Annotated in this window: 10 protein-coding genes; 9 read left to right on the top strand and 1 reads right to left on the bottom strand. The window is 63.9% G+C overall.

The window, feature by feature from the left end; all coding sequences use genetic code 11:
* The first annotated feature begins 15 nt into the window (after nucleotides 1-15).
* Genes QUV18_RS23130 through QUV18_RS23120 form a run of 3 tightly spaced genes read left to right on the top strand, consistent with a single transcriptional unit; the run spans nucleotide 16 to nucleotide 3,251 of the window.
* Nucleotides 16-1,314, top strand: coding sequence for a glycosyltransferase (locus QUV18_RS23130; RefSeq protein ID WP_300896530.1), 1,299 nt, complete (start codon nucleotides 16-18; stop codon nucleotides 1,312-1,314).
* 57 nt (nucleotides 1,315-1,371) lie between these two features.
* Complete coding sequence (locus tag QUV18_RS23125) at nucleotides 1,372-1,716, top strand: cupin domain-containing protein (protein WP_057820759.1); 345 nt, start codon at nucleotides 1,372-1,374, stop codon at nucleotides 1,714-1,716.
* A gap of 23 nt (nucleotides 1,717-1,739) precedes the next feature.
* Nucleotides 1,740-3,251 carry an aldehyde dehydrogenase family protein gene (locus QUV18_RS23120; RefSeq protein WP_300896529.1) on the top strand — a complete coding sequence of 504 codons (1,512 nt, stop codon included), beginning with the start codon at nucleotides 1,740-1,742 and terminating at the stop codon, nucleotides 3,249-3,251.
* A gap of 3 nt (nucleotides 3,252-3,254) precedes the next feature.
* On the opposite strand, the gene QUV18_RS23115 is transcribed toward QUV18_RS23120, so the two are convergent.
* Nucleotides 3,255-3,860 (bottom strand): TetR family transcriptional regulator C-terminal domain-containing protein, encoded by a 606-nt coding sequence (locus QUV18_RS23115; RefSeq protein ID WP_300896528.1) that lies wholly within the window; start codon nucleotides 3,858-3,860, stop codon nucleotides 3,255-3,257.
* Between the two features lie 223 nt (nucleotides 3,861-4,083).
* Between QUV18_RS23115 and QUV18_RS23110 the strand changes: the two genes are divergently transcribed.
* From QUV18_RS23110 to QUV18_RS23085, 6 genes are all read left to right on the top strand, one after another.
* Nucleotides 4,084-4,944, top strand: coding sequence for an ABC transporter permease (locus QUV18_RS23110; protein WP_300896527.1), 861 nt, complete (start codon nucleotides 4,084-4,086; stop codon nucleotides 4,942-4,944).
* Complete coding sequence (locus QUV18_RS23105) at nucleotides 4,941-5,735, top strand: ABC transporter permease (protein WP_300896526.1); 795 nt, start codon at nucleotides 4,941-4,943, stop codon at nucleotides 5,733-5,735. The genes QUV18_RS23110 and QUV18_RS23105 overlap by 4 nt, the downstream gene beginning before the upstream one ends.
* 13 nt (nucleotides 5,736-5,748) lie before the next feature.
* A complete protein-coding gene (locus QUV18_RS23100; protein ID WP_300896525.1) occupies nucleotides 5,749-6,861 on the top strand; it encodes an ABC transporter ATP-binding protein in 1,113 nt (370 codons plus the stop codon).
* A gap of 17 nt (nucleotides 6,862-6,878) precedes the next feature.
* Nucleotides 6,879-7,934 carry an extracellular solute-binding protein gene (locus QUV18_RS23095; protein ID WP_300896524.1) on the top strand — a complete coding sequence of 352 codons (1,056 nt, stop codon included), beginning with the start codon at nucleotides 6,879-6,881 and terminating at the stop codon, nucleotides 7,932-7,934.
* A 67-nt stretch (nucleotides 7,935-8,001) separates the two neighbouring features.
* Nucleotides 8,002-10,062: an FAD-dependent oxidoreductase gene (locus QUV18_RS23090; protein ID WP_300896523.1), complete on the top strand. Its 2,061-nt coding sequence runs from the start codon at nucleotides 8,002-8,004 to the stop codon at nucleotides 10,060-10,062.
* A gap of 10 nt (nucleotides 10,063-10,072) precedes the next feature.
* Nucleotides 10,073-11,275, top strand: a complete 1,203-nt coding sequence (locus tag QUV18_RS23085; protein WP_300896522.1) for an aromatic ring-hydroxylating dioxygenase subunit alpha — start codon at nucleotides 10,073-10,075, stop codon at nucleotides 11,273-11,275.
* Nucleotides 11,276-11,341 lie beyond the last annotated feature (66 nt).

Raw genomic sequence — 11,341 nt, 5'->3', positions numbered from 1 at the left:
AGAGGAGGTCATTCCATGACAGACCAGAAAACCATCGTCTTCTTCCCCGAGGCCGCCTTCGGCCCGGCGCTCAACTCGGTGGGCATTGCGCAGGCCTGCCGCGACATGGGCCATCGCTGTGTGTTCGTCACCGACCCGGGCTTTACCGGCGTCTTTGCCGACTATGGCTTCGAAGAGCACCACGTGAACATGTCCGAGCCCATGCCGCCCGAGCAGATGGCGAAATACTGGTCGGATTTCATCAACGGCCACATCCCCAACTTCAACCTCACGCCGTATGAGCAGATCGACAACTACGTGAAGGAATGCTGGGAGGCGATCGTCGATACCTCGAAATGGGCCGAGAAGGAGCTTCCGGGCATCCTGAAGGAGATCAAGCCGGACCTGATCTGCATCGACAACGTGGTGCTTTACCCCGCCACCAAGCAGTATGGCGTGCCGTGGGTGCGCATCATCTCCTGCTCGGAAAACGAGATCCCGGACCCGGCCATTCCGCCCCACCTGTCCGGCTGCGGCGAGAACGACACCGCCTGTCACGAGGCGTTCAACAAGAAGTTCAACGAGGTCATCAAGCCGGTGCATGACGACTTCAACGCATTCCTCAAGACCTGCGGCGAAGACCCGTACCCGACCGGCGAGTTCTTCGAGGAGAGCCCTTACCTTAACCTGCTGCTCTATCCCGCGCCGGTGAAGTTCGACCGTGAAAAGCCGCTCGACCCGGACCGCTTCAAGTATCTCGAAGGCTGCGTGCGGACCGAGAAACCCTATGACGTGCCGGATTTCGGCGAATACAACGACAAGCCGCTGCTCTACGTCTCGTTCGGCAGCCTTGGCGCGGGGGATACCGACCAGATCAAGAAGATCATCGATTTCCTCGGTAAGCAGCCCTATCGCGCGCTGGTCAACGTGGGCGAGTACGAGGCCGAGTACGACAAGGCTACGATGCCCAAGAACGTGCATGTCGCAAGCTGGTATCCCCAGCCTTCGGTCATCCCGCTGGTCGATGCGGTGGTGCATCACGGCGGCAACAACAGCTTCACCGAGTGCCTCTATTTCGGCAAGCCGGCGATCATCATGCCCTATGTCTGGGACGGGCACGACAATGCGACGCGGGTGCAGGAAACCGGCCATGGCTTCAAGATGCACCGGATGAACTGGACCGACGAGGAGTTCGCCGCGAATATCGAGAAGTGCCTCAACGATGCCGAGGTGAAGGCGCGTTGCGAGGCGACCAGCAAGCACATGCAGGGCAATGGCGGGCCGAAGGTGGCCGCCAAGTACCTGGGCGATCTGCTTGAGAAAACCTACGGCTGAAACGGGCCGGGCCGGGCGCACCATGTCGCGCCCGGCGCCCATCAAGGAGCGACGAGTTTGACCACACCGAAACTACAGAACCCCGAAGAGATCACCGATACCGTCGACTGGGGTGAGATCCCCACGATGATCGAGGGGCATTCCCACACCTCGGGCGTGCTGTTGCACAAGGGCCCCGAGGGGCAAAGCGAATGCGGCATCTGGATCTGCACGCCAGGCTACTGGGACTGTCACGTCACGCGTGACGAGTTCTGCCACTTCCTGCAGGGCCGCGCGACCTATACCCGCGACGATGGCGAGGTGATCGAGATCACCCCCGGCACCGTGGCGTTTTTCGAGCAGGACTGGAAAGGCACCTGCCGCGTGCACGAGACCGTGCGCAAGGTCTACATGATCCGCTGACCCGACAGTCCGAAAGGATGACGATGACCGATTTCGACCCGTTTGGGCGCCAGTTCTTCTTTGGTAACGACTATCACCCGGCCGGGCAGGGGGGCAGCATGCATGACGTGATCAACCCCGCCACGCTGGCCCGCGAAGGCGCCATTGCCATGGGCACGCCGGAGGAAGCCGAGGATATCCTGCGCCGGGCCCGCGAGGCGCAGGAGGCATGGGGCGCGATGGACGAGCTGACCCGTGCAGGCTACCTGCACAAGGTCGCCGACAGCATCGCGGCCAACCATGAAGAGGCGGCGCGGCTGATGGTGCTGGAGCAGGGCAAGCCCTACCCCGAGGCCACGGGCGAGATCGCGAACGTTGGCGGCTGCTTCCGCTACTTCGCCGAGATGGCGCGGGATTCCGGTGGCATGCTCCCTGGCACCACGCAGGCGGGCTCGTTCCAGTTCGCGCGGTATTTCCCGTATGGCGTCAGCGTCCACATCGTGCCCTACAACTTCCCCATCCTGCTGATGTGCTGGACGGTGGCGGCCTCGCTCGCCTCGGGCAATGCCTGCGTGGTCAAGCCGTCGGAGCTGACATCGCTTTCCACGCTGAAATTCATGGAGAATTTCCGCCACCTGCCCGCCGGGCTCGTGTCCTGCATCACCGGCGGGGGCGAGACGGCGCAGGCGCTGATCCGGTCGAAGCAGAGCGACGTCGTGGCCTTCACAGGGAGTGTCGCGACGGCGAAGAAGGTCAACGTGGCCTGTGCCGAACAGCTCAAGCCCTGCATCATCGAGGCGGGCGGGAGCGACCCGATGATCGTCTCGTCCCATGCGCCGCTCGACGTGGCGGTGGCCGGGGCGACCACGGCGGCGTTCCACCTGTCAGGGCAAATCTGCACCTCGACCGAGCGGTTCTACGTGCATGACGCGGTACATGTCCAGTTCGTTGAGGGCCTGGCCGACATGGCGCGCAAGCTGCGTGTCGGCAACGGCATGGAGGTGTCTGAGGTCGGCCCGCTGGTGACCGAGGCGGCGCGCGACAAGGTCGTGCGGCTGGTCGACGGGGCAGTGGCCGACGGGGCGACGCTGATCTGCGGAGGGCGGGTGCCGCCGGGGCGCAATACCGGCTGGTTCTACGAGCCCACGGTGCTGACCAACGTCACGCCGGATATGGATATCATGCGGGAAGAGCTGTTCGGCCCGGTGGCCGCCATCTGCCGGGTGAAGAGCTTCGAAGAGGCGCTGGAACGCGCCAATGACAGCGAGTTCGGCCTTGGCGCCAGCCTCTTCACCACCAGCCTCGAGGAGGCGATGGAGGCCTATGAGCGGCTCGAGGCCGGGATGGTCTGGGTCAACAATCCGCTCATCGACAACGATGCGTTGCCCTTCGGCGGGTGGAAGAACTCCGGGCTGGGCCGCGAGCTGTCGCGGCTTGGGCTCGATGCCTTCCGGCAAAGCAAGATGGGCGTGATCGACTGGAAGCCGAAGGTCCAGGACTGGTGGTATCCCTATCCCGACGCATGGTTCGGCAACACCGAAGGCTCGCGCTTCTGACGCTCAGGCCCCGTCCGGCTTGGCGCCGGCAAGGTCGAAATGGTCGGGGAAGAGGGCCGACAGGAAGCGGAAGATGATGCGGCAGGCCTCGCTCCGGTCGAAGGCATCCGGGTGAATGAGGTAGTCGGCCCACATTCCCTCGAGAAAGGCCAGCGTGCCATGGGTGGCATCGCGGGCCGTCTGTTCCGGGTCATCCACGCCGGAGGCCACTGCAATTGTCGTGAAGGCCTCGAACATCAGCCCGCGCAGGCGGACGTCGCGGGTGTCGCTGAAGGTCCGGATCGACTTGCGCTCGCGCGCCTCGCCGCGGAAGCCGTACCAGATACGGACGGTATACCGGTTCAGGATCGTCTCGCTCAGGTCGGAGCGGATCACCGCCTCGATCTGCTCCTGTGGCCAGGCCGACGGGCGGACCTTGTCGAGCAGCTTGTAGAGGTTCTGGTAGTAGAGGTCGCTGGCATGCTGAACGGCGGCGTCCATCAGCCCGTCCTTGCCGTTGAAATGCAGGTGGATCATCCCGCGCGACAGGCCGGCCTTGTCGATGATCGTGCTGACCGAGGTGCGCGCGTAGCCGATCTCGGCCACGCAATCCAGGGTCGCCTCGATCAAGGCAAGCCGATTCCTTTCGCGCAGCTGTGCCCGTCGGCCAGTCGAGTCGTCCGTGCTGCTGTCCGAACTGTCGGGCAAAACAAACCCCCGTTTCCCTTAACATTTTTCCGGTCTACGCGCGCTCGGGTCAAGCGGCTTTAACCGAGTCTATTGACAGGATCACATAATACCAGCAATTTAAATGGACGATCGTCCATTTTACAAGCTGGTATGTCGGGGAACCATGATCACGCTCAGGTCGGAGGCTTCGCAGGGGATGGCGCTCAGCGCGCCGGCGACGCTGTATGTCGGACTTCTGGTGGCCGCGCCGCTGGGCATCCTCGTCGTCTACAGCTTCTGGACGCAGACCTATGTCAGCATCGACCGCACCTTCACGTGGGAGAACTATCGCCTCGCGGTCGAAGACCCGCTGGTGCGGCACCTGCTGATCCGCTCGGTCTGGATCGCCGGGCTCGTCACGGCGGCGACCGTGGCGCTGGCCTATCCGATTGCGTATTTCATCGCCTTCCGCACCCGGCACAAGACGCTCTGGCTGCTGCTGATCACCATCCCGTTCTGGACAAGCTACCTGCTGCGGGTCTTCTCGTGGAAACTCATCCTCGGCTTCAACGGCGTGCTGAACAGCGCGTTGATGACGGTTGGTCTGATCGAAGAGCCGCTGACCTTCCTGCTGTATAACGAGGTCGCCGTGGTGCTGACGCTGGCCCATGCGTGGGCGCCGTTTGCGATCATGCCGATCTACGTCTCGCTTCAGAAGATCGACCGGAGCCTGCTGGAAGCGGCGACCGATCTGGGTTGTTCCAAGCTGGAGCGGTTCGTGCGCGTGACCCTTCCGCTGACTGTGCCCGGCATCATCGCCGCCTGCCTGATCATCTTCATCCCCACGGTGGGCGACTACGTGACGCCCGCGCTGGTCGGCGGGTCGGATGGCAAGATGATCGCGAACCTGATCCAGGTGCAGTTCGGAGCGGCCAACAACTGGCCGCTGGGTGCGACGCTCTCGCTGATGGCGATGCTGGCGGTGGGGCTGGTGGCGGGCTGCTTCGTGCTGCTGTCGAACCTTTTGGCACGGAGGATCAGATGAGCCGCCTTCTGCGATCCTTCCCCGGCCTTTCGGCCTACGCGGTTTTCTACCTCGTGTTTCTCTACACGCCGGTGCTGCTTCTGCCGCTCTTCTCGTTCAACGAGGGCACGATCGTCGCCTTTCCGATAAAGGGGTTCACGCTCAAGTGGTATGCCGAGCTGGCGGGGCAGGAGGCGCTTCTGCGCTCACTGCTGAACAGCGTGATCGTGGGCGGGGTGAGCGCGGTGCTGGCCACCTCGCTGGGCCTCTTCGCGGCGCGGGCTTACGTGCGGTATCGCTTTACCGGGCGCGAGATGTCGGAGGCACTGGTGATGTTGCCGCTGGTGGTGCCGGGCATCATCGTGGCGTCTTCCTTCCTCGTGCTGTTCCTGTCCGTGGGGCTGAAGCCGTCGCTGACCGCGGTGATCCTCGGGCATACGTTCCTGACCGTGCCCTTCGCCGTGGCGATCATGAAGTCGGCCTTCGACGAGTTCGACCCCTCGCTGGAAGAGGCGGCCTATGACCTGGGCGAGACGGTGATCGGCACCTTCCGCCGGGTGACCCTGCCCATCGTGGCACCGGGGATCGTGTCGAGCCTGCTGGTGACCTTCACGGTCTCGTTCGACGAGTTCATCCTCGCCTTCTTCCTGGCCGGGGATCAGCCCACGCTGCCGGTCTACATCTGGAGCCAGATCCGCTTCCCGGCGAAGCTGCCCAACACGCTGGCCCTGGGGTCGTGCCTGCTGGCGTTCTCCGTCTTGCTGCTCATCACCGCCGAATATTTCCGCCGCCGGTCGGCCAAGCGGACATGAGGGGAGATCAAACATGACCGACCAACCGATCATCGAGCTTTCCGGCGTCGAAAAGACCTTCGGAACCTTCAAGGCGGTGACCGACCTCGACCTCAGCCTGAAGCAGGGGGAGTTCTTTTCGCTGCTGGGGCCGTCGGGTTGCGGCAAGACCACCGCCTTGCGGATGATCGCGGGGTTCCAGGAGCCGACGGCGGGCACCGTGCGGATCGACGGGCAGGACATGGCGGATATCCCGGCCAACAAGCGCCCGACCAACATGGTGTTCCAGAGCTACGCCATCTTCCCGCACCTCAACGTGGGCGACAACGTGGGGTTCGGGCTGGTCAAGCAGGGCCTGTCACGCGCCGACCGCAAGGCACGGATCGCCGATGCGCTGGAGATGGTCGAGCTGGGCGGGCTGCAGGGCCGCAAGGCCGACCAGCTGTCGGGCGGACAGCGGCAGCGGGTGGCGCTGGCGCGGGCGCTGGTGATGCGGCCGAAGGTGCTGCTGCTGGACGAGCCGCTGTCGGCCCTCGACAAGAACCTGCGCGAGGCGATGCAGCTCGAGCTGCGGCGCCTGCAGCAATCCATCGGCATCACCTTCGTGATGGTCACGCACGACCAGTACGAGGCGATGACCATGTCAGACCGGATCGGGGTGATGTTCAACGGCCGGCTGGAGCAGGTGGATGCGCCCGCGACGCTGTATGCCAGGCCCGCCAATCGCGAGGTTGCGGCCTTTATCGGGGGGATGAATTTCCTGCCGGCGAAGAGTGCGGATCAATCCGGCGAATTGATCAGCGCCGATGTGCCGGGCTTTGGTAACCTCACCATCCAGCGCAACCCCAACGTCACGGGCCGGGGGCGCGACCTGATGCTGGGCATCCGGCCCGAGCAGCTCGAGATCGCGCGTGAGACGCCGGCGGGTTATGACGCCACGCTCAAGGCAGAGGTCGAGAATGTCGCCTTCTACGGCGAGAGCGTTCATTACCACGTTCGCGCGCCGGGCGTGGAGCGCACGCTCGCGGTCGCCGTACCCAACCATTTCCACACCGTCGATTTCGCCCGCGGCGACGCGGTTTTCATCGGTGTGCAAAATGCCTCGGTCATCGACCTTGGCAGCGACACCAACCCAGAAGCAAAATGATCCAGGGAGAATTTGACATGACATACAAGGCTCTTACCCTAACTGCCGCCGCCTGCCTTGTGGCAGGTATCGCCAACGCCGAAGGCTCGGACCTGACGGTATTCGACTGGTCGGGCTACGAAGACCCCGGCTTTTTCGGCGCCTATGTCGAAAAGCACGGCAGCGCGCCGACCTATTCCTATTTCGGCAGCCAGGAAGAGGCGTTCACCAAGCTGCAATCGGGGTTCGAGGCCGATCTCGCCCACCCCTGCACCGACGCCACGCGCAAATGGGCGGCGGCTGGCCTGATCCAGCCGATCGACACCTCGAAGCTCGACAACTGGGAGGCGATGCTGCCGACGATCAAGGAGGTCGACGGGATCACCTTTGACGGTGAGACATGGATGGTGCCGTTCGAATGGGGCAATACCGGCCTGATCTACCGCACCGACGAGGTGTCGGAGGACGAGATTTCGCTTCAGGCGCTGACCAAGCCGGAGTTCCAGGGCAAGGTGGCGATCCCCGATGCGGCCTCCTCGGCCTACGCGATGGCGGCGCTGGGCGCCGGAGTGGCCGACAACTACACCAACATGAGCGACGAGGAGTTCAAGAAGGCCTCGGATTACCTTCGCGCCGTGCATCCCAACGTGCGGTTCTATTGGTCCGACGCCGGCCAGCTTGACCAGGCGCTGGCTTCGGGCGAGGTTCTGGCAGGCTGGGCGTGGAACCAGACCGAGCTGAACCTGATCTGGAACGAGGTGCCGGCCCAGATGATGCGCGGCGAAGGCAAGGGCATCGCCACGTGGGTCTGCGGATACGTGCACCTGTCGAATGCCGACGCGCCGGAGGAGCAGGTGTATGACATGCTCAACGCGCTGACCCAGCCGGACAGCGGCAAGTACATCATCGAGAGCTGGGGCTATCCGCACTCCAACTCGGAAGCTTTCGAGATCTCGGACCAGGAGCTGATCAAGACCTACGGCTTTGATGATCCGAAGGCGCTGTTCGACAACAGCCTGTTCTTCGACGCGGTGGAGCCCGAGCTCGAGGCAAAGATGCTCCAGGAATTCGAGCGTATCAAATCGGGCTTCTGATCCTGTAGAAAGACGGGGGCGGCATGGCCGCCCCTCACGATACCCCTGGCAAGGAATGACGGCGCCCATGACCCCCCGCGCGACCCCTTATGACATTCTGTTCGAGCCGGTCCGCATCGGGCCGGTCACCGCGCGCAACCGGTTCTACCAGGTGCCGCATTGCAACGGCATGGGCTACCAAAGGCCCCGGGCCGAAGCGGCGATGCGTGGCATGAAGGCCGAGGGTGGCTGGGCCGTGGTGTGCAACCAGGAAACGGAGATCCATCCGACGTCCGACCTGTCGCCCTTTGCCGAGGGGCGGCTTTGGGATGACCGTGACATTCCAGGCCTGCGGCTGATGACAGATGCGATCCACGCGCACGGCTCGCTGGCCGGGATCGAACTGGCCCATAACGGCAGCCACGCGCCCAACCTGCTGAGCCGTGCCCCGGCGCTTGCGCCGAGCGATACGGTCATCGACGCGGGCTTCGCCCCACAGGCGCGGGCGATGGACAAGGAAGACATCCGGAACCTGCGCCGCTGGCACCGCGACGCGGCGCGCCGGGCGATGAAGGCGGGATTCGACATCATTTATGTCTATGCCGGCCATCACATGACGATCCCGCATCACTTCCTGTTGCCGCAGCATAATGACCGGATGGATGAATACGGCGGCAGTCTCGAGAACCGGGTGCGCCTGACGCGGGAACTGCTCGAGGACACGCTGGAACTGGCGGAGGGCAAGTGCGGCGTGGCCTTCCGGTTTGCCATCGACGAAATGCAGGGCCCCGACGGGATGCAGGCCGAGGAAGAGGGGCGTGGCGTGGTCGAACTGCTGGCCGAACTGCCGGACCTGTGGGACGTCAACGTCGCCGACTGGCCAAACGACTCGCAGACGACGCGGTTCCAGCCGGAAGATGGCTATCAGACGAAATATCTCGAGGCCGTGAAGCAGATCACCAGCAAGCCGGTGGTGGGCGTCGGTCGCTTCACATCGCCCGACATGATGGCGTCGCTGGTGCGCAAGGGCGTGCTCGACATGATCGGCGCGGCGCGCCCGTCGATCTCCGATCCATTCCTGCCGAAGAAGATCGAAGAGGGGCGGATCGACCAGATCAGGGAATGCATCGGCTGCAATATCTGTGTCTCTGCGGATTCGCAGGGCGTGCCGATCCGCTGCACGCAGAACCCGACGATGGGCGAGGAGTGGCGCCGCGGCTGGCACCCCGAGACAATCGGCGCGAAAGGCAGGGAAGAGGCGGCGCTGGTGGTGGGGGCGGGCCCGGCCGGGCTGGAATGCGCCATGCAGCTTGCCCGGCGCGGCTATCACGTGACGCTGGCCGAGGCCGGGAAGGAGCTGGGCGGCCGGGTGCGGCGCGAGGCCGGGCTGAACGGGCTGGCCGCATGGGGGCGGGTGATGGATTACCGCCTGGGTGACCTGCAACAGCGTGGCAATGTCGATATCTTCACCGACAGCCCGCTGGGCCGCGAAGAGGTGCTAGAGCTGGGTGTGCCGAACGTGTTCCTTGCCACCGGTGCCCGCTGGCGGCGGGACGGGCAGGGGCGCACGGCACGGTTCGGGATAGCCATCGCCGACAACGCCATGGTGATGACGCCGGATGACGTGATGGACGGTATCAGGCCCGGGCCGGGTCCGCTGGTGATCTACGACGATGACCATGGCTACCTCGCCGGGGTGCTGGCCACGCACTTGGCGGACCAGGGGCACGAGGTGACGTTCGTCACCACTGCCAACATGGTCTCGCCCTTCACCGGGCTGACGCTGGAGCAGGGCCGCGTGCAGAAAAGCCTGCTGGAGCGGGGAGTGACGATCCTGACGGCGCAGGCGCTGAACGGTGTCGAGGCATCCGCCTGCCGGCTGGCCTGTGTCTATACCGGACGGGAAACCGAAATCGCATGCGGCACGGCTCTGCTGGTGACGCGCCGGGATCGCGTGACCGGCCTTTACGACGAACTGCGTGGCCATTCCAACCTGTACCATGTCGAACTGATTGGAGACGCCGCCGCGCCGGGGCTGATCGCCGATGCCGTCTATTCCGGCCACCGCGCGGCCCGCAACTTTGAACGCCTGCCCGAAGAGGTCGAGCAGGAATATTTCCGTCGTGAAATCACAGCCATAGAAGGATGAGGTCAGCACCATGTTGCAGAATACCGATGAAATCGCCCGCCTGATCCACTCACACCGGGAAGGCTTTGCGCTGCCGCGCGAATTCTATACCTCGCGAGAGATATACGAACGCGACATCGACGCCTATTGGAACCGAAGCTGGCTCTGGGTCGGCCATGTCAGCCAGATCCCCGAGCCGGGCGACTATTTCCTGTTCGACTACGGCCCGGAATCGATCATCGTGGTCCGCGACCGCGACGGAGAGGTGCACGCCCATCTCAACGTCTGCCGACATCGCGGTTCGCGCGTCTGCGTCGAGCCGGAGGGCAAGGCGCGGCTTTTCGTGTGTCCCTACCACGCGTGGACGTTCGAGCTTTCCGGCAAACTTCGCTCCGGCCGGGCGATGGGGCAGGATTTCGACCCGGGCGACTACGGGCTGTTCCCCGCCCATGTCATCGTTTTCCAGGGCCTTATCCTTGTCTGTACGGCCGACGACCCGCCCCCGATCCAGGAAGGGCTGGAAAGGCTGGCGCCACTGAGCGCGCCGTTCGGACTGGAGAACCTGAAAATCGCGCACAAGACGGTTTACCCGGTGCCGGCCAACTGGAAGCTGGCGTTGGAGAATTACATGGAGTGCTACCATTGTGCGCCCTCGCATCAGGAATATGCCAAGTCGCACACGCTCAAGGCGCCGCAGGACATGGAAAAGCTGGTCGAGCCGCTCAAGAAGCGATCCGAGGGGATCGGTTTGCCCACGGTCATCCTCAGCGAGACCGGACCGGATGCAAAGGCGTTGGGGGCCGACGTGTACTACCGCCGCTATCCGCTTTACGAAGGCTACCAGACCGGCAGCCGCGACGGCACCCCGCTGGCGCCGCCTTTGGGTAGCCTGACCGGGTACGACGGGGGCGCGACAGATATCCAGATCGGCGCACTCAACAACTTCCTAGTCTACGCCGATCATGTCGTGGGGTACAGGTTCATCCCGCGCGGCCTGCAGGAAACCGATATCGAGGTGATCTGGCTGGTGCGTGGAGATGCGGAAGAGCCGAAGGATTACGCCACGCAAGACCTCACCTGGCTTTGGCATGTCACGTCGCTCGATGACGAGCGCATCATCCGGCACAATCAGGAAGGTGTGAATTCCTACCATTTCCGCCCGGGCCCGCTGGCCGACATGGAATGGGGCATTCGCGGGTTCTATAAAAGCTACCTGGAAATGATCCGCGTCTGACCCACCGCCAATGGCAGACATGAAAAGGCCGGGTCCAGCAGGACCCGGCCTTGTAATTCAGGCATA

It is taken from the genome of Roseovarius sp., from assembly GCF_030373445.1.
GTDB lineage: Bacteria > Pseudomonadota > Alphaproteobacteria > Rhodobacterales > Rhodobacteraceae > Roseovarius.
Note: the sequence above shows the minus strand (reverse complement) of the source record. Positions and strands in the feature narration are given on the sequence as shown.